The sequence below is a fragment of the Streptomyces sp. P5F9 genome (assembly GCF_057961495.1).
In genome coordinates this window covers 1-19,352 of sequence record NZ_JBXVPZ010000088.1, presented here as the reverse complement: position 1 = coordinate 19,352, position 19,352 = coordinate 1, and the positions used below count along the sequence as shown (strand labels likewise).

Genomic DNA, 19,352 nt, shown 5'->3' with positions numbered 1-19,352 from the left:
TTCGCGCAGCCCGTTCTGCCGGTAGAGTGGGCTCTAAGCGGACAGCTGTCCGCTATCCAGGAACCTAACGGACAGCTGTCCGCTTAGCAAGGTCGGCTCTGCCGTATTTCCCTGAAGGAGGAGGAGTGCGCGAAGAGTTGGGCACGCCACAGCGCTCGGACGCCCAGCGGAACCGCGAGCGCATCCTCGAAGTGGCGCTCGCCGAGCTGACGCTCGCGGCGGACGTCCCGCTGAGCACGATCGCCCGGAAGGCCGGCGTCGGGCAGGGCACGTTCTACCGCAACTTCCCCAACCGCGAAGCGCTCCTGCTGGAGATCTACCGACACGAGATGCAGCAGGTCGCCGATGCGGCGGCCCCGTTGCTGGAGACGAGCGCGCCGGACCGGGCGCTGCGGGAGTGGATGGACCGCCTCGCCCGGTTCGCCCGGGCCAAGGTCGGCCTGGCCGGGGCGCTGCGGCAGGCGGCCGGAGCGTCCGGCACCCCGGCCAAGCCTGGGCACGGCGCGGTGACGGAGGCCGTCGCGCTGCTCCTGCGGGCGAACGACGAGGCCGGCACCATCCGCCCGGGCGTCACCCCCGACGACTTCTTTCTCGCCATCGCGGGCCTGTGGCAGATCGAACCGCACGGCGACTGGCAGGGGCGCGCCGGGCGCCTCCTGGACCTGGTCATGGACGGACTGCGGGCGGGAGCGCCCGGACGCTGACCCGCGTCCCTCACCGCTCGGCGCTCTCCACGGAAACCCGAATGCGCCCGCTTGTTCGGTTCTGGGACCATGCGGGAATGATCGACCGTCTCGAACCACTGGTCCTCCGGCACACGTTCCGCGTCCCCCTCCCCACAGGCCCCTTGGATGAAGCCACGGGTCCCGTGGGTGAAGGCGCCACCGCTGCGCGGCAGTTCGACGCCGCGCTGCTCTCCGTGGGCTTCAAGCTCTCCGCCGAACTGCTGGAACGGCTGTCGGGACTGCCCGAGGAGACGGTCGTCCGTATCGCCGGACGCACGCTGCGGACCGTCCGCGAGCTGGTCGGCGATCACGTGCAGCACAACGCCTACTTCATCGACTTCCCGGCCAACGTGCCCGACACCGTGGACTTCTGGATGGAGTGCGTCGTCGACGCACTCCACGACGAGGAAACCTCGTCCGCGACGCTCAAGCAGCTGCGGACCGGCGTGGTGAATCTGCTCGGACTGCCGAAGTACGGCAGATACCAGCATACGTACGCCGAACTGCTCGCCTCCCAGGACGAGTTGATCGCTGCGGCGGGCGACCGGCTCACGGTGCTGCACGCGGGCGGCGACCTCGTCGGCGAACTCACCGCCCTGTACCTGGCGTTGGCCGGCAGCACCACACCCCTGAGCGAGGAGCACCAGGGCGATCTGCGGGTGCTGGCCGAGCGGTGCGCGGACGGACCGCAGCCCGAGGCGATCCCGGTCCGGGAGAATCGCGCGATCGTCAACCGGGCCCGGATGAAGGCGGGTTCGGAGCTGCTGCTGGACACCGTGACCGATGTGCTGCGGCTGGCCTGCGCACTGTCGGACGGTGATGTGACGCTGGCGGAGCCGACCCGTTTCCGGTCGCCGTCGCGTCCGGTACGGCGGGCGCTGCTCGCGGGGCTGGACTCCGTGGTCGCCGCGTCCCCCGCCAAGCTCGCCGACGTGCACGCGCACCGCGAGGCGTGGAAGCGGCTCGGGGAGCGGCTGCACCCGCACGAGTACCCGGGCCTGCCGCGTGCCGCCGAGGTGTTCGCGGTCGCGCGCGGTGAGCTGAAGGCACGGTCGTTCGACAGCCGGGTGGAGGAACTGCTCGCCCGGCACGATGTGTTGGGGGCGGCGGAGCTGCTGAAGTCGGCGCCGGGCAAGCTGTTCCGCGCGCTGGACCGGCTGCTGCGCATGGCGCTCACGCAGGAGGAGCGGGACGCCGTGGTGGCCGCCGCCGAGCAGGTGGTGCCCAAGGTGTCGGGCCGGGTCGTGCTGTCGGTGCGCGAGCATCTGCACAACCGGGCCCGGGACACCGGGGAGTTGCGGGTCTTCGTGAACCGGCGCGGCCGCACCTGGGTGACCGACGACGAGCGGTCGATCGTAGGACCGGCGGAGCGGAGTCGGCTGATCGCCGCGCTCGACGACGAGACGCGGCGTCGACTGCCTTCTCCGGAGCGGCTGTTGGTCGATCCCGACGTGCTGGACGTGGCGTTGCCGTTGAGCGGGAAGGCGACGGCGGCCGGGCTGGGAGTGCTGCCGCGCGGGTCCCTCTCCCTGGTCGAGGGCGAGTTGCTGCGGTTCTTCGTGTACTGGAAGGAGACCGAGCGGCGCACCGACTTCGACCTGTCGGCGCTGATGCTCAACGCCGACTACTCCACGAACACGTGGCTGTCGTACACCTCGCTCACCGAGGTCGAGGGCGAGCACTCCGGTGACATCGTCGAAGCGCCGGACGGGGCCTCGGAGTTCATCAATCTGCGGCTGGGTGCCGTGCGCGGGGCTTTCATCGTCCCGCAGGTCAACATCTTCGCGGGCGAGGGCTTCGAGGAGGTCGAGGAGTCGTTCTTCGGGTTCATGCTGCGCGAGGACGAGCAGCAGGGGCGGCCGTTCGAGCCGCGTACCGTGCGGATGAAGTCGGAGCTGCGCGGGGCGGGACGGGTCGCACTGCCGCTGGTGTTCCTGCGCGGGGAGGACGGCACCTGGCGCGCGAAGTGGCTGCACCTGTACCTCAAGGGCAGCCCGTCGGCGAACCGGGTCGAGGAGAACCGCGTGACGGTGGCCAACCTGCTGCGCGGGATCGTCGAGCGCGAGCAGCTCACCGTGCGCCATCTCGTCGACCTGATGAGCGGAAACGCGACGAAGGTGACCCTGTGGGACGGCGAGACGGTCCCGGACGGACCGGTCACCTTCATCGGTATGAGCCGCCCGGCCGAGCTGCCCGCCGGATCTCTTGCCATCACTCTCGAAAATCTGCGCGACCTGATCCCCGCCTGACTGCTAACGTCGACCCCGGCGAGGCCATGGACGGGCTTCCTTCTCAACTACTCCTTGAAACCAGTCCGTCCGCTTTCCTCGCCCTCGACGTTCCGTGAGGGGTGCCCCAGGGCGCCCCTCACGTTCTTTTTCCGCAGAAACCTCACTTCACGGACTTGTGGGACAATCCTCTATGCGCGGACGAAAGGCCACTTCAGTGAGCGGAACGCACGACGGGTCCGGCTACGACAGCCTTCGGCTCGACCGCACCGGTCAGGCCGAGGCCTTCGACGCCATCGGGGACCGGTACGACGAGGCCTTCCCGCACAAGGAGGGCCAGGTCGGCGCCGGTGACTGGCTGATCGAGTCCCTGGATCCGGGCGCCCGCGTGCTGGACCTCGGCTCCGGCACGGGTGTGCCGACCGCCCGGCAGCTGGCCGACGCGGGCTTCGAGGTCGTCGGCGTGGACTTCTCCGCCCGGATGGTGGCGCTGGCCCGGGAGTACGTCCCCACCGCCACGTTCCACCAGCTCGACCTCGCGGACCTGCGTCCCGGCGGCGCCCGTGACCTGGGCCGTTTCGACGGGGTCGCCGCGTTCTTCTCCCTGCTGATGCTCCCGCGCGCGGAGATCCCGCTCGCCCTGCGCACGATCCACCACCTGTTGCATCCGGGAGGGCTGTTCGCCCTGTCGATGGTGGAGGCCCATGTGGACGACTTCGAGATCCCCTTCCTGGGCAACACGATCAGGGTCTCCGGCTATCTCCTCGAAGACCTGCACAAGATCCTCGACTCGGCCGGCTTCGAGATCGTGAAGGAGAACTCCTACACCTACGCCCCGGCGACCGCCGACGTCCCGCCCGAGGAACAGGTCTTCCTCTGCTGCCGACGGCGCGACTGAGGCCGTAGGACCGACCCGGCGGCCGCTGCCGTACCAGTGACGGGACGAAGCGCGTGACGGAGCAACCCAGCCCCCGCGAAGGCCCCGCCGGAACCGCCCGGCGAGGCTCCTCGGCGAGCGGCCCGGCGCCCGTCGTACCGCTCGGCCGGACGCCCGCGCAGCAGATGAACCGGCTCCAGTACCTCGATGTCGCCACCCGGCGGATCGCCCGCGGGATGGACCTGGACGAGACGCTGCGGGAACTGCGGTGGGCGGCGGTGCCCGCCTTCGCCGACGCGATCGTGATCCACCTGCACGATCCGCTGCCCGTCGGCGACGAGAAGTCGGCGGCGCCCGTCGTCCTGCGCCTGCACAGCGTCGACCGGGCACCGGAGGCCAGAAGCGCGCTGCTGATGCCGCACGCCGAGTACGCGAGCGTGGCCGAGCGGGTACAGCCCGTGGTCACCGGCCGGCTCGCGAAGCTGCTCCTGGCCGGGCGGCCGGCCTTCGGCGACGACCCCGGCATCCACCCTGCCGTAGCCGAACTGCTCGGACCCGCGGCGAGCGCGCACGGCACGCTGCCGCCGGGCCACCGGCTGATCATCGCCCCGCTGCACGGCCGCCACCACGTCATGGGCACCGTCGTCCTGCTGCGCCGCCCGGACCGCTCCGCGTTCACCGCCGACGACCTGCTCGTCGCCTCCCAGCTCGCCACCCACACCGCCATCGGCGTCCAGAAGGCGGTGATGTACGGCCACGAGGCCTCCGTCGCGGACACCCTTCAGCACACCATGCTCCCGTCCTCGCTGCCCGAGTCGACCGGCATCCGACTCGCCAGCCGCTATCTGCCCGCCTCGAAGACCGCGCAGGTCGGCGGCGACTGGTACGACGCGATCCCGCTGCCCGGCAGCCGGGTCGCGCTGATCGTCGGCGATGTCATGGGCCACTCCATGACCTCCGCCGCGATCATGGGCCAGCTGCGCACCATCGTGCAGACCCTCGCCGGCCTCGACCTGCCCCCGCACGAGGTCCTCCACCACCTCGACGAACAGGCCCAGCGTCTCGGCAGCGACCACATCGCGACCTGCCTGTACGCGATCTACGACCCGATCTCGCACCGCCTGCTCATGTCCAACGCCGGCCACCCGCCCGCCGTACTGCTGCGCCCGAACGGCCACGCCGAGGTGCTCCAGGTCCCGCCGGGCGCGCCGATCGGCGTCGGCGGCGTCGTCTTCGAGTCCGTGGAGATGCCCGCGCCCACCGGCACCACCCTGGTCCTGTACACCGACGGCCTGGTCGAGTCCCGCGACACCGACGTGGGCACGGGCGTGGAGGCCCTGCGCACCCACCTCCAGGCCACCCCGCACCGGCACCGCCTGTCCTCGCTGGAGCGGCTGTGCGACCGCATCCTCACCGCACTGGCACCGGGCCCCCGCGACGACGACATCGCCCTGCTCACCGCCCGCTTCGACGGCTTCCCGCCGGACAGCGTCGGCTACTGGCACCTCGACCCCCACCCGCTCACCGCGGGCCAGGCCCGCCGGCTGACCCGCAGGGTGCTGCGCCGCTGGGGCCTGGACGATCTGCTGGACAGCACGGAACTCATGGTCAGCGAGGTCGTCACGAACGCCGTGCGGTACGCCTCCCGCCCCATCTCACTACGGCTGCTGCGCACCGACGTGCTGCGCTGCGAGGTGACCGACGACTCGCCCCAGGTGCCCCGTATGCGGCAGGCGGCGCCCGGCGACGAGGGCGGCCGCGGTCTGTTCCTGGTCGACCGGCTCGCCCAGCGCTGGGGAGCGACGCGGCTGAGTACGGGCAAGGTCGTGTGGTTCGAGCAGCAGATCCCGAAGGGCCAGTGATCTCAAGGGAGTTGGCGTTCAGACCGGTCCAACTCCCGTGCCTCCCTTGAGGCGTTCCAGGTCGGAGGGCCGGACCTGGATCACGATGACGGCGATCAGCGCGGCGACGACCGTGAAGATCGCCGCCATCACGAACGCGGCCGAGACACCGGCGGTGAGGACGTGATCGCCCCAGGTGCCCGGGAGTTGGCCGGTGCGCTGGAAGCGGAGGCGTTCGGCCGGGGTCGCCTGGGCGAGGAACGCGGGGATCCGGTCCTTCGCCTCATTGCGGCTGGCGGTGCCGAACATCGTGACCAGGATGGACAGGCCGAGCGAACCGCCCACCTGCTGCGTGACGTTCAGGAGTCCTGAGGCCGCGCCGGTCTCCTGGACGGGCACGTCGGACAGGGCCATCAGGGTCAGCGAGACGAACTCCATGCCCATGCCGAGGCTGAACACCAGCATCGGGCCGAGGACGCTGCCCAGGTACGTGGAGTGGACGTCGGTCAGCGTCAGCCAGGACAGGCCCGCCGCCGCGAGGATCGCGCCCACCACCATGAACGGCTTGGGGCCGTACGTCGGCAGGAACCGTGAGGCCAGTCCCGCGCCGACCGCGATGACGGCGCTGACCGGCAGGAAGGCGAAGCCGGCCATGAGCGGGCTGAAGCCCAGCACGTCCTGCACGAAGAGCGTGAGGAAGAAGAACATGCCGAAGATCGCGGCGGCGAGGCAGAGCATGATGCCGTACGTCCCGGCGCGGTTGCGGTCGCGGAACATGTGCAGCGGGGTGATCGGCTGCCGCGAGCGCCGCTCGACCAGGACGAACAGGGCGAGGACGACCGCGGCCGCGGCGAACGAGCTCAGGGTGAGCCAGTCCCGCCAGCCCTCCTGCGCGGCCCGGATGAAGCCGTAGACGAGGAACACCACGCCCACGGTGGAGGTCAGCGCGCCGGTGATGTCGAAGTGGCCCGGGTGGCGTTCGGACTCCTTGATCCAGCGCGGGGTGGCGAGGACGATGAGCAGTCCGATCGGGACGTTGACGAAGAGCACCCAGCGCCAGTTCAGCCACTCGACGAGGATCCCGCCCATCAGCAGTCCGATCGCGCCGCCGCCAGCCGAGACGCCGGCGAAGACCCCGAACGCCCGGTTGCGTTCCGGGCCTTCGCGGAACGTCGTGCTGATCAGGGCGAGCGAGGTCGGCGAGGCGATGGCACCGCCGACGCCCTGGAGGGCGCGTGCGGCGAGGAGTTCACCGGAGTTCTGCGACAACCCGCCCAGCAGGGAGGCGAGTACGAAGAGCAGCACCCCGAACACGAACACCCGCCGCCGCCCGAGGATGTCCCCGGCCCGCCCACCGAGCAGCAGCAGACCGCCGAAGGTGAGGGTGTACGCGTTGACGACCCAGGCCAGGCTGGTGGTCGAGAACCCCAGCGAGCTCTGGATGTGCGGAAGGGCGATGTTCACGATGGTGATGTCGAGGACCACCATCAGCTGGCAGGACGCGATGACCAGCAGCGCCATCGTGCTGCCGCCACCGCCGGTGTCCCGGGTGGTGGTCTGGTCCGCGGGGGCTTGCTGGGGGCCGCTGCTCATGGCTAATCGCACTCACGAAAGACCGGTGAACGGCTCCGTCCACTGGTTACTCACCGTTCGACGGTACGCCCGCCCCCTGCTCCCCACCACTCGATCATCACGGCCCCAGGCGCTAGGTTCACACATGACAGGACATGGGGAGAAGCCATTGGTGACCGAGGTCGTCGTAGACGGACGGACGCTGTCCTACGGCGATGTCGTCGCCGTCGCCCACCACGGCACCCAAGTCGCCCTGGCGGACGGGGTGTTGCCGCGCCTGGTGCGCGAACGGGCGGTCGTGGACGACGTGGTCGACCGCCAGATCCCGACGTACGGCCTGACGACAGGACTGGGCGCCCGCTCCTCCTACGCCCTGCCCCGCACGGAACTCGACGCGTTCAGCGTCCGCACGGTCCGGGGCCGCGCGAACGCGGTCGGCGATCCACTCCCGACCCCCGTCGTACGGGCGGCCCTGCTCGCCCGAGTCAACGGCCTCGCGGCCGGCGGCAGCGGAGTCCGGCCGGAGATCGTACGGCTGCTCGTAGCCCTGCTCAACGCACGAGTGCATCCGGTCATCCCCGAGGTGGGCTCGATCGGCGCGTCCGACCTCTGCCAGATGGCACACGTGGGCCTGGTCGTCATGGGCGAGGGCACCGCGGAGTGGGCCGGTGAGGTGCTCGACGGCGCCACAGCCCTGCGCCGGGCCGGTCTCGCCCCGGCCCACCTCGGCCCGAAGGACGGCCATGTCCTGTGCAGCGCGAGCCCGTTGGCGGCCGGCGTCGGCGCCCTCGCCCTGCACGAGGCGGGCACGGTGCTGGCCCTGGCACAGGCGGTGACGGCTCTGACCTACGAGGGTTTCCGGGCCAACACCAGCCCGCTCGACGCACGGGTACTGGCGTTGCGTCCCGCGCCCGGACAGTCCCGGGCGGCGGGCGAGTTGCTCGCCCTGCTGGCGGGCGGCGAGCTGACCGACCCCCGCAACGCCCGCCGGGTCCAGGACCCGGTCAGTCTGCGGTGTGCCGCGCAGGTGCATGGTGCGGGGTATGCGGCGCTGGAGTTCGCGGATGCGGCCCTGGGGCCGGAGTTGAACGGGTGCGGGGACAATCCGGTGGTGCTGATCGGGGGTGAGGTGGAGGTGCTGATCGGTGCCGGGGGCGGCCCGGGGGCACTGACGGGCGCCGGAGACGACCCGGAGCTGCCGGCCGGCGCCGGCCACACCCTGGATGCGCTGCCCGCCACCGGCAACACCCCGCACGTACTGACACGCGCCGGAGACGCCCCTGAGATGCCGACCAGCGCCGGCCACACCCCTGACCCGCTGCCCAGCACCGGCGACACCCCGCAGGAGCCGGCCGCGACCGGCATCAGCCCGGAGACGCCGGACCACACCGGCAACGCCCCTCAGGTATCCGCGCCACTCAGCACAGGCCAGATCCTCTCGTCCGGGAACTTCCACACCCCCGCCCTGGCCCTCGCCTTCGACACCCTCGCGCTGGCCCTGACCCAGACCGCGGCGATCTCCGCCGAGCGCATGCGGCGGCTGCTCGACCCGGCGGTCAGTGGGTTGCCCGCGAACCTCTCGCCGTACGGTCCGGAGCGGTCGGGGTTCGCGCCGCTGGTGAAGACGGCGCAGGCGCTGGTCGCCGAGGTCCGGATGCTGGCCGTGCCGGTGTGTACCGATCCCCGGCAGGGCGCGGATGCCGTGGAGGACGACTCGACCAACGCGGCACTCGGTGCGCGGCGGTTGACGACGATGCTCGGCCGGCTGCGTCAACTCCTCGCCGTGGAGGCGGTGGTGGCCGCGCAGGCGGTGGACCTGGCGGCGCCGGGCACGTTGGGGCGGGGGCCGGAGTTCCTGTATCGCGCGATCCGGAAGCGCGTACCCACGCTGGACGACGACCGGCCGCACGGGGTGGACGTGGAGACGGTGAGCCGCGACATCCTGGGGTCCGACGACGTCCGCAGCACACTGAACGCCTTGGCGGGAGAAGCGACATGACCAACGTCGACGTACACCAGCATCTGTGGACCCCATCGCTGGTGACGGCTCTGCGCGCCCGCCGCGAACCGCCGTTCCTGGACGGCTGGACCCTGTTCCTGGACGGTGAACCGCCCTTCGAGATACCGCCCGCCGACCACGACATCGCCCGGCGCGCGGAACTCGCCGCCGCCGACGGTCTCGACCGGGTCCTCGTCTCGTTGTCCGCCCCGATCGGCGTGGAGTGGCTGCCCGAGGCCGAGGCACGGCCCCTGCTCGACGCGTATCACGACGGCGTGGCCGCGCTGCCCGAGCCGTTCGGGGCGTGGGCCGCGGCCTGCGTGCGGGACATCGACGCGGACACGACCGCCAAGGCCCTCGACCGGGGCTTCGCCGGCCTCCAACTCCCCGCCAACTCCCTTGCTGACGCCGCCGGTTACGCCCGCTGCGCCTCGCTCCTCGACCTCCTCGAAGAACGCGACCTCCCGCTCTTCGTCCATCCGGGGCCCGCGGTGGGGTCCTCGGCGGACCCCTCGTGGTGGCCCGCGATGGTCCCGTACGTCCAGCAGATGCACGCCAGTTGGTACGCCTTCCGCGCCTTCGGCCGCCCCCGCCATCCACGCCTCCGCGTGTGCTTCGCCCTGCTGGCCGGACTCGCCCCGCTGCACGGCGAGCGCCTGGCGGCCCGTGGCGGGCGGCAACAGGAGGGCGACCGGGGCGTGTTCGTCGAGACGTCGTCCTACGGCCCGACAGCCGTCGACGCGATCGTGCGCGCGCTGGGCGTGAACGCCGTCGTCCAGGGCTCGGACCGCCCTTACGCGGAGCCGCCCCGCCACCCGGGGTACGGGTTGGGCGGGGCGGCTGCCTACGCCTTTCGCATCGCCAATCCGCGACGGCTCCTCACCGGGGAGGGGTGACGGGGCGTCAATTCGCCGCGTTCATCAGGTCGAGCGCGCTCTGCTGCCGGGCCGCGTCGGTGGAGTCCAGCGGTCCGGCCCAGTGCAGCCCGTACGCGTCAAGGGAGTTGCGGTCGTTCGTGTACGCGCTGTCGGCCTGGCGTTTGATGTACGCGGTGTAAGGGCGGTCGGACAGCCGGGAGTTGAAGGCGTTCAGACCCCGGACGTACGCACCCTTGAAGGACGGTCCGTCGCCGCCGCAGCCGCTTGTCTCGCACGGTTCCCGCAGGATTCCACCGGAGTTGAGGGCCGTCGACGTGGTCGAGGCGTCGCCGATCTGCCGGCCGGTGGTGAGCAACGCGGAATCCCCGGTGGCCCGGTACAGCTCCGACAGACCGCCGAGCAGCACGCCCTGGTTGTACGACCACGTCGTGTCGCCGTTGTTGCCGCAGGTCGCCAGGTTGATGCCGTCGTTGACCAGATGGGAGCCGTTGATCATGCCGGTGCCCTTGAACCACGACCACTCTGCGTTGGCCCGGCCGAGATACGCCGTGTCGCCCGCGATGCGGTTGTGCAGGGCGGCGTTCAGCTCCAGGTAGAGGGAGTTGGCGATGGCGTTCTTGTAGGTCTTCGCCGTGCTCCACCACACTCCGCCGCCGCACGTGGAGTCCCAGTACCGCGCCATGTAATCGGCGTCCGCGCGGGCGGTGTTGAGGTAGCGGCTGTCACCGGTGAGGTCGTACGCGTCGACCCAGGCCAGCCCCCACCACCCCGTGTCGTCGATGTAGTCGTTGGTGAAGTTGCCGCCCTGGGCGGAGAGGTTGCGGTCGTAGGTGTTGGCGATCGCGTACTTGTAGCTGCCCATGCCGGTGACCCGGGCGTTGTCGATGAGGGCGGTCAGGGCGTTGGCCGAGTTCCACCAGCCGGTGGTGTCGAAGAGGCCGGTGCCCAGGTTGTACGACTGCATCAGTGCCGTGGCGGCGGCAGTTGGGCGGCTGCCCGCGTTCCACGTCGTGCGGGCCCAGGACGTACAGGCGATCTCGGCCCGGTCGCCGGCCTTGCCGCAGGCGCGCAGGGCGCCCACGCCGAGGTTGTTCCAGTCGTCGACGTTGTACATCAGGGTGCGCCAACCGCCTTGCCCCGCAGGGATGGTGGTGTCGCCGAGCTTGCTGCCGGAGGCCCAGGTGCGGCCGCCGTCGAAGGAGCGGTCGAGCCAGACCTCGTCGCCGGGGCTGCCGTTGGTGATGGAGGCCCAGCCCATCGCGTCGGTGTCGTCGAAGTGCAGGGTGATGCTGCGGGAGTAGATGGTCGCGCTCACCGGCTGGCGGTCACCCGGGGAGAGGGCCGGGTCGCGGGCGTCGCAGTACTTGTTGCAGACCGACGCCTGGGCGGCGGCGGTCGCGACGCCGGTGGACACCGGCACGAACAGGGCCAGGGCGGCGATCAGACCGGTCCCGACTCTCCTGATACGTCGTGCTGTTGAGGTCATTCCGGCTCCATCGAGGTGGGGGGATGCGGGAGGTCAGCCCAGGCGCCACTGCTGGTTGGCGCCGCCGTTGCAGGACCAGAGTTCCAGCGCGGTGCCGTTGACGTTGCCGGCGGGCTGGTCGCCGCCGGTGACGTCGAGGCAGAGGCCCGACTGGGTGCCCGTGATCGTGCCGTTGGGGTTGACGCTCCACTTCTGGTTGGCACCGCCGTTGCAGGTGTAGAGCTGGACCTTGGTGCCGTTGCCGGTCTGGTTGTCGTAGGCGTCCAGGCACTGGGTGCCGCCGTAGAGCCGGAGTTCACCGGCTGCGGTGATGGTCACGGCCTGGTTGGTGCCTCCGCCGCAGTCCCAGATCTCGATCTTGGTGCCGGGGGTGGTCTCGCCGTTGTAGGCGTCGAGGCAGCGGTTGGAGGAGGCGCCGATCAGCGGGTGGGTGGTGCCGACGCTGGTACCGCTGCCGGTGGAGACCCGGTACATCACCGAGCCGTGGCCGGGGACGCTCGCCGAGATGCTGCCGCTGGTACTGCTGACGACGTGCGCCAGAGGTTGTTGAGCTTGTACGAGGACGCCGAGGGAAGGCCGGCCGCCGTCGCCGAGGTGGTGATGGTGGCGGCGGAGGAGTTCTCGTTGAAGAGGACCACCGACACATCGCCGTTGGCGAGGGGCTTGGAAAGGACGTGCAGGCCACCGGAGTTGGAGATCTCGGTGCCCTGCCTGCCCAGGGAGTCCTGGTCCACGGCGATGACGTCCTTGTTGCCGTAGAGGGAGAGCGTGGCGGCGGTGGCCTTGCGCAGGTCGGTGCCGGCGATCAGGGGTGCGGCCATCTCCGACCAGAGGCTGAAGTGGGAGCGGTCCTCGGTGAAGGACATGCCGTTGCCGACTTCGAGCATGTCGGGGTCGTTCCAGGCGCCGGGCTTGGCGTACGCGGCGAGTTTGACGTTGGCCTTGTAAATGGACACCACGGTCGAGAAGTTGACGTTGATGTCGTCGGTGGTGCGCCAGCTGTTGCCGACGCCCGCACCCCAGGTCCACACGTCGGCGAGGCCCCAGTTGCAGAGGCTGTAGACGATCGGGCGGCCGGTGTTGGCCAGCGCGTCGCGCATCGCGGTGTAGCGCTGCTGGTCGGGCACGTTCTGGTGGTTGCAGTTGTCGTACTTGAGGTAGTCCACGCCCCACGCGGCGAAGCTGTTGGCGTCGGTCTGCTCATGGCCGAGGCTGCCGGGGTAGCCCGCGCAGGTGGCGGTGCCGGCGCTCTCGTAGATGCCGAGCTTGAGACCCTTGCCGTGGACGTAGGCGGCGGTGCCGCTGATGCCGTTCGGGAACTTGACCGGATCCGGGACGAGTTGACCGGCGGAGTTGCGGGCCGAGGTCATCCAGCAGTCGTCGATGTTGACGTACTGGTACCCGGCGTCCTTCAGCCCGGAGGAGACGAGGTAGTCGGCGGTCTGCTCGACCAGTTGCTCGGTCACGTTGCAGCCGAAGGCGTTCCAGTCGTTCCAGCCCATCGGGGGCGTCCTGGCGAGGCCGTTGTCGAGGGCCTGCGCGGGCGGTGCGGCGCGCAGCACCAGCAGGGCCGGAACGAGGGCCAGCAGCAGCACCATCGTGAGGGCGGCGCTCAGACGTCTCTTGAAGGGTGACGGGAGGGTCATGTCGAGGTCTCCTGCTTCGCCGTGTGGGGCCGGTCGAACTCACCTGTGGAAACGTAACCATCGTGAAGGTTCCATCAGCGCAGCTGCATCGTCAATGGTCCGGACCTAAATGCCCTGCGAGTGAACTACCCGTGTCGTCAGATGCGTTGACGACCTCTTGAGTCGATGACAACGTTTCCATCATCGGCACCCACCCGCACCCTTGGAGGCCTCCATGTCGCTGCGTCCCTCCCGGCGCGTGATGATCGGCTCCAGCCTGGCCGCCGCCCTGACGGCGACGGCCGCCACCCCCTCTTTCGCGGCCGAACGCCCCAGCGCGGCACGGGCGTTGTCCCGCGCCAGGGCCACGTACACCGCGTTGAGAGGACACTTCGACGCGACCGACGGCTCCGGGCTGGTCCGCGAGCAGATCCCGGCGGCGGCCGGCGACAACCCGTACTCGTACGAATGGCCCTTCTCGCAGGTGCACATCGCCGTGCTCGATCTCACCGTCGTGGCACCGGAGTTGGAGCCCGAGCTGGCGCGGCGGGCGGCGGCGCAGGAGCACCACTGGAACGCGGGCGGCGGGACGACCAAGCTGCCTGGTTACGCCTCCTACCCGGTCGCGCCGTACGGGGCAGGCGGGGACATGTTCTACGACGACAACGAATGGGTCGGGCTGGCGAAGGTCCAGCGGTATCTGCAGACCGGGGACACTGCCGCACTGGCTCGCGCGAAGGAGATCTTCGCCCTGGTCAAGTCCGGCTGGGACACCGACGGCAGCCATGCCGCACCCGGCGGGGTCTTCTGGACGCAGGCCGACTGGAGCCACGACCGCAACACCGTCTCGAACATGCCGGGCGCCCAACTCGCCCTGCGCCTGCACCAGATCACCGGCGAGGCCGACTATCTGGACTGGGCCAAGCGCTTCTACGACTGGACGAACGCGCACCTCCAGAGCCCAAGTGGCCTGTACTGGGACCACCTTGACCTGGAGGGGACGATCGAGAAGACCGTCTGGTCCTACAACCAGGGCGTGCCGGTCGGCGTCGCCGTGCTGCTGTACGAGATCACCCGGGACCGCGCCCATCTACGCCAGGCGGAGCGGGTTGCCGCCGCCGCGTACACCTACTACGTCACGCAGGGGCGGCTGTTCTCTCAGCCCGTGTTCTTCAACTCGATCTTCTTCAAGAACCTGCTGCTCCTGGAGTCGGTGACCGGGAAGGACACCTACCACCGGGCGATGGCCGACTACGCCGACCAGGTGTGGGACACGATGCGCGATCCCGCGACCGGCCTCGTGCACTTCGACTCGGCCGGTGGCACCCAGGCGATCCAGCAGGCGGCGCTCGCGCAGATCTACGCCGTGCTCGCCTGGCCGCGCGCCAAGTGGCGGATTCTGTACTGACGTTACGGGCGTCCGATCTCCCCGGTGCCGCGCGCGATCAGCTGCACCGGGAGGACGGTCCGGTGGGATGGGCTGTCGTCGCCGTCGATGCGGTCCAGCAGGATGTGGGCGGCCCGGCGGCCGAGTTCCTCGGTGTCGGAGGTGACGACGGTGACCGGGGTGGGGAGCATGTCGGCGAGCTTGAAGTCGTCGAACCCCACTACCGCCACGGAGACTTGGAGGTCGCGGCAGGCCCGCAGCACGCCCTCGGTGAGGAAGCCCGTGGTGGAGAAGACCGCGGTGGGCGGGTTCGCGGAGGTGAGCAGGGCGCGGGTGGCGGCCTCGGCTTCCTCGGTGGTGCCGCGGCGCAGGGTGACGACCAGGTCGTTGTCGGGCTCGATGCCGCTGCGCCGCAACGCCTTGCGGTAGCCGCGCAGCCGTCGGCCGGTGCTGTAGTACGAGGGCGCGACGAGGATCGCGATGCGGTGGTGACCCTGGTCGACGAGGTGCTGGGTGGCCTTGTGTCCGCCGTCCTCGTTGTCGACAAGCACGACATCGGCCTCGGCGCCGGTGGCCGGCCGGTCGACGAAGACGATGGGCACGTGGTCGTGGCCGTTGATCTCGTTGAGGAAGGCGTGATCGCCCTGGTCGGGGACGATGATGAGCCCGGCGACCCGGCGGCCGATCAGCTCGCCCACGGCCCGGCGCTCGACCTCGGGGTCCTCGTCGGCGGTGCTCAACAGGACCGCGTAGCCCGCCTCGTTGGCGACTTCCACGGCGGCCTTGGCGAGGGAGGCGTAGAACGGGTTGGTGAGGTCGCCCAGCAGCAGCCCGATGGTCATGGAGTTCTGGCCGGGGCGCAGGGAGCGCGCGATCTCGTTGCGCTGGTAGCCGATCGCGGTGATCGCCGCGTTCACGCGCTCGGCCGTCTCCTCGCGGACCGTGCCGATGCCGTTGACGACGCGGGAGACGGTGACGACGGCGACTCCGGCCCGCTCCGCGACGTCGCGCATCGTGGGCCTGGTGTTCTGGCGGTGCGGGGGACGACTGCTCACGTGAGTTGAAGACCAACCTTCCATCGCGTACCGGGGGCCGGGACCGCCCTCAGGATACGTATCGGGTCCCGGCCCGCCGCTCGGCCCGGGACGCTAACTGTTGTTCTTGATCACATCGTTGATCTTGTCGGTCATCGTCTGGAGGTCGGAGAGCGGCTTCTTGCCGTTGAGGATGTCCGGCCAGTAGGCGGTGATCAGGTCGTTCGACTGGCTGGCCCACTGGGTGGTGAAGCGCACGCCGATGGTGGTCGGGGTGTTCAGTCCCGCCTTGACGGTGGCCGCGACGGTCGTCTGTCCGGCCTTGTCGAGGGCGCCGAAGTAGGCGTTCTGGGCGGAGAGATAGGCCGGGGCCGCGACCGGGGAGTCGGGCAGCACCTTGGTCCACACCGTGGAGTCGAGGTACTTGAGGACCTTGAAGGTGGCGTCCGCGTTCTGGGTGTACGACGGGGTGCAGATGCCCACGGCGTCGTAGAGAGTGGCGGGCTTGGTCACCTGGGGCAGGGGCGCGAAGCCGTACTTGATCTTCGGCTTGTCGGTGAGGAAGCCGGCGGCCAGCCACTGGCCGCTCCACAGCATCGGGATCTGTCCGGCGGCGAACAGGCCCTGCTGGTTGCTGATGTCGTAGCCGGGCGGCGCGACGGCACCGCTCTTGATGCCGGCCACGACCTTGCTGACGCCTTCGGTGTACGTCGCGTCGATGGTCGTCCTGGCGGGCTGGTGCACGTTGTCGGCGAAGGGCTTGCCGCCCGCGGACAGGGCGTACGTGCTGAGGGAGAACGGCCCGTCCGTGGAGGTCAACGCGTCGGCGACCAGGCCGTACTTGGCGCCCTTGGCGTGCAGTCTGGCGGCCGCGTCGAACATCTGGTCCCAGGTCCAGCCCGCGGCGGGCACGGTGATGCCGGCGGCCTTGAAGGCGTCGATGTCGTACCAGATGCCGTAGGTGTTCAGCAGGGAGGGGACGCCGCCTATCTTGCCGTCGGCGGTCTTCCAGTTCTTCATCGTGGACGAGACGAAGCTGCTCGCGCCGAAGTCGCTGGAGCCGGAGAGCCGGGAGGCCCAGTCGGTGAGGAGGCCCTGGCTGGTGTACTGCTGCTCGGTGTCGTTGCCGCACCAGAACAGGTCGGGGAGCTTCTTGGCCTGGGTCAGGGCCGCGAGCTTGTCGCTGTAGTTGCCGTTCGGGGTGTCGACGCGCTTGACCGTGATGTTCGGGTCGTGAAAGCCGGTCAGGGCCTGGTCGATGGCCTTGTTGGTGGCGGCGGACTCCCAGGTCATCAGGGTGACCGTGGCCTTGCCGTCCGACTGTTTCCCGGACGAGCCGCCGCACGCCGCCGTCGCGAGCAGTCCCCCCGCCGACAGCAACACTCCGGCGCAACGGATCCATCGTTTCATCGTGGCCTCCTGATACCTGGCTGGCATACGGCTCGTAGGTGGGTCGGAACGGGACGGGACGGGGTGCGGATCAGCGCTGGTTGACGGTGCCCAGGGCGCTCAGACCTTGGATGAAGTAGCGCTGGGCGACAAAGAACACGATCAGTGGCGGGAGCATGTAGAGCAGGTTGGTGGCCATGTAGAGGTTCCAGTCCGGGGTCTGTCCGGCGAACTGGGTGACGAAGGAGGCCATGCCCACACTCAGCGGCCACTTCTGGGACGAGTACAGGTAGATCAGCGGGTTGAGGTAGTCGTTCCAGGACATCTGGAAGGCCAGGATTGACATCGTTATCCAGGCGGGCTTCGTGATCGGCAGCATCACGCTGAAGAAGATCCGGACGTGCCCCGCGCCGTCGACCTTCGCCGCCTCGTCGATGGAGTGCGGGATCGACAGGAAGTACTGCCGGGCCAGGAAGATGAAGAGCGGATTGCCGCCGAGGAAGGCCGGGACGATCAGCGGCAGCCAGGTGTCGTACCAGCCGATGTCCTTGAAGAGCTGGAACAGCGGGATGATGCCGATCACCGGGGGCAGCAGCATGCTGCCGACGAAGACGTAGAACCACACCTTCCGGCCGGGGAAGCGCAGCCGGGCCAGGGCATAGCCCGCCATCATCGAGGTCATCACCCCGCCGATCACCGAAAGACCGGTGATGACAAGGGAGTTGAGCAGCAGGCGCGGGAAGTGGATGACCTTCGGGCCGTCGATGAAGTTCTTGAAATGGAACTCGTGGGGCAGCAGTTTCGGCGGGACCTCGAAGACCGCCGAGGGGCCCTTCAGCGCGACGGTGAGCATCCACAGGATGGGCAGGATCATCACCGAGCTGATCAGCAGCGCGACGCCGTACCAGGATGCCGTGCGTACGGCTCTGCGGGGCGGCTTCGTCGGTGGGGCGGCCGGTGTCGGCGCGGTCGTCGGCGCCCTGGTGACGTCAGGAGACGTGGTCACTGTAGGTCCAAATCGACGAGAAGCGGGCGGTGGCGGCGATCACGACGACGATGACCAGGAAGAGCACCCACACCTGTGCGGAGGCGTAGCCGAACTGGGAGACCTGCCCGAGCCGGGGGAAGCCGTTGTCGTAGATCGACAGCATCAGGGTCCTGGTGCTGAACCCGGGACCGCCCTGGTTGTCCGGCGAGAGGATCTTCGGCTGGTTGAACGCCTGAAGGGCCGTCACCATCTGGAGGACCACCTGCAAGATCATGATCGGGCTGATCAGCGGCAGAGTGATCCGGAAGAACACCGTGCGGGGGCCCGCGCCGTCGAGCCTGGCCGCCTCGTACAGCTCGGTGGGGACCGCCTGGAGCGCGGCGAGGAAGATGATCATCGTGGAGCCGACGCTCCACAGCATGACGATCACGATCGACGGCATCGCGGAGTCGTCCCCCGACAGCCACTCGCTGGTGGGCAGGTGGAGCCAGTGCAACACCTGGTTGGCCAGGCCGACTTGGGGGTTGAACACGAACTTCCAGAGCGTGATCGTGGCGACCACGGGCAGCACGACCGGCAGATAGCACAGGGTACGCAGCAGGCCGACGCCCCGCATCCGCTGGTTGCAGAACACCGCCAGGGCCAGCCCGATGGCCAGCGACAGCGGCACGTACAGGACGACGAGCAGCAGCGTGGCGCGCACCGAGGGCCAGAAGGACGGGTCGGTGGTGAACATGCGGTGGAAGTTGTCCAGGCCGACGAACTTCGGGTCCGTCAGGCCGTTGTACGTCGTCAGCGCGAAGTACGCGGACCGGAACAGCGGGTAGACGACGAATGCCGTGAAGCCGATGAGCGCCGGTGCCAGGAACACGTACGCGGCCAGGGTGTCCGAGGACCTCTTGGGTGATCGTCGCCAGGGTCGTCCTCTGCGCCCGGGACTCCCCCCGCCGGGCGGCCTGTCCACGGGCGGTACGGCGGTTCGCGTCTCTTGGTGCGGAGCGGCTGTCACACGCGCTCACCTTCTTCCTCCGAGGAGTCGACGATCACTCGGATCACGCGGACCCGACCGTCTGGTGGTCGTCGGCCCGCTCAAGGTAACGTTTCCATTCCCTGGCGATCACACGGTGGCGCACGCCACATGAGGGAGTCAAGAGGCGCGATGGTAACGTTTCCCGGATCAACATCCGGAACAGTGTGGGCAGTTCCGGAATCGCTGAGCGCGCTGGGGCGGCGGCTGGCCGACCAGTTGCGGGGTGGTCCGGCGGGGGAGATCGTCGGGCGGTGTCTGACCAATACGTGGGCCACGTCGATGAGTTGGGGGGC

13 protein-coding genes and 1 pseudogene are annotated in these 19,352 nt (G+C 69.6%); 7 read left to right on the top strand and 7 right to left on the bottom strand.

The window, feature by feature from the left end:
• The first annotated feature begins 125 nt into the window (after window positions 1-125).
• The 4 genes from AC31A1_RS16990 to AC31A1_RS16975 all read left to right on the top strand — a co-directional run bounded on the left by AC31A1_RS16990 (window position 126) and on the right by AC31A1_RS16975 (window position 5,692).
• Window positions 126-704, top strand: coding sequence for a TetR/AcrR family transcriptional regulator (locus AC31A1_RS16990; protein WP_489654119.1), 579 nt, complete (start codon window positions 126-128; stop codon window positions 702-704).
• Window positions 705-781: 77 nt separating this feature from the next.
• A complete protein-coding gene (locus AC31A1_RS16985) occupies window positions 782-2,974 on the top strand; it encodes a TerD family protein (protein ID WP_489654118.1) in 2,193 nt (730 codons plus the stop codon).
• A gap of 196 nt (window positions 2,975-3,170) precedes the next feature.
• Window positions 3,171-3,851: a class I SAM-dependent DNA methyltransferase gene (locus tag AC31A1_RS16980; RefSeq protein WP_489654117.1), complete on the top strand. Its 681-nt coding sequence runs from the start codon at window positions 3,171-3,173 to the stop codon at window positions 3,849-3,851.
• Between the two features lie 164 nt (window positions 3,852-4,015).
• Window positions 4,016-5,692 (top strand): SpoIIE family protein phosphatase, encoded by a 1,677-nt coding sequence (locus AC31A1_RS16975; RefSeq protein WP_489654127.1) that lies wholly within the window; start codon window positions 4,016-4,018, stop codon window positions 5,690-5,692.
• An 18-nt stretch (window positions 5,693-5,710) separates the two neighbouring features.
• Here AC31A1_RS16975 and AC31A1_RS16970 read toward each other — a convergent pair whose 3' ends face one another.
• Window positions 5,711-7,192 (bottom strand): MFS transporter, encoded by a 1,482-nt coding sequence (locus tag AC31A1_RS16970; RefSeq protein WP_489654126.1) that lies wholly within the window; start codon window positions 7,190-7,192, stop codon window positions 5,711-5,713.
• 196 nt (window positions 7,193-7,388) lie between these two features.
• Between AC31A1_RS16970 and AC31A1_RS16965 the strand changes: the two genes are divergently transcribed.
• Window positions 7,389-9,242, top strand: a complete 1,854-nt coding sequence (locus AC31A1_RS16965) for an HAL/PAL/TAL family ammonia-lyase (RefSeq protein ID WP_489654116.1) — start codon at window positions 7,389-7,391, stop codon at window positions 9,240-9,242.
• Window positions 9,239-10,138, top strand: a complete 900-nt coding sequence (locus tag AC31A1_RS16960; protein ID WP_489654115.1) for an amidohydrolase family protein — start codon at window positions 9,239-9,241, stop codon at window positions 10,136-10,138. Before AC31A1_RS16965 ends, AC31A1_RS16960 begins: the two co-directional genes overlap by 4 nt.
• Before the next feature lie 7 nt (window positions 10,139-10,145).
• On the opposite strand, the gene AC31A1_RS16955 is transcribed toward AC31A1_RS16960, so the two are convergent.
• Entirely contained in the window at window positions 10,146-11,606 is a 1,461-nt protein-coding gene (locus AC31A1_RS16955; RefSeq protein WP_489654114.1) for a glycoside hydrolase family 76 protein, read from the bottom strand.
• Between the two features lie 33 nt (window positions 11,607-11,639).
• Window positions 11,640-13,252, bottom strand: a pseudogene (locus AC31A1_RS16950) (glycoside hydrolase family 27 protein).
• A gap of 214 nt (window positions 13,253-13,466) precedes the next feature.
• Here AC31A1_RS16950 and AC31A1_RS16945 point away from each other — a divergent pair.
• The gene (locus AC31A1_RS16945; protein ID WP_489654113.1) at window positions 13,467-14,639 is read left to right on the top strand and encodes a glycoside hydrolase family 76 protein; all 1,173 of its coding nucleotides are present in this window, start codon (window positions 13,467-13,469) and stop codon (window positions 14,637-14,639) included.
• Between the two features lie 2 nt (window positions 14,640-14,641).
• On the opposite strand, the gene AC31A1_RS16940 is transcribed toward AC31A1_RS16945, so the two are convergent.
• From AC31A1_RS16940 to AC31A1_RS16925, 4 genes are all read right to left on the bottom strand, one after another.
• Window positions 14,642-15,673, bottom strand: a complete 1,032-nt coding sequence (locus AC31A1_RS16940) for a LacI family DNA-binding transcriptional regulator (RefSeq protein WP_489654112.1) — start codon at window positions 15,671-15,673, stop codon at window positions 14,642-14,644.
• Window positions 15,674-15,766: 93 nt separating this feature from the next.
• Complete coding sequence (locus AC31A1_RS16935) at window positions 15,767-17,062, bottom strand: ABC transporter substrate-binding protein (protein WP_489654111.1); 1,296 nt, start codon at window positions 17,060-17,062, stop codon at window positions 15,767-15,769.
• A 70-nt stretch (window positions 17,063-17,132) separates the two neighbouring features.
• Window positions 17,133-18,047: a carbohydrate ABC transporter permease gene (locus tag AC31A1_RS16930; protein WP_489654110.1), complete on the bottom strand. Its 915-nt coding sequence runs from the start codon at window positions 18,045-18,047 to the stop codon at window positions 17,133-17,135.
• Entirely contained in the window at window positions 18,031-18,900 is an 870-nt protein-coding gene (locus AC31A1_RS16925; RefSeq protein WP_489654109.1) for a carbohydrate ABC transporter permease, read from the bottom strand. Before AC31A1_RS16925 ends, AC31A1_RS16930 begins: the two co-directional genes overlap by 17 nt.
• Window positions 18,901-19,352 lie beyond the last annotated feature (452 nt).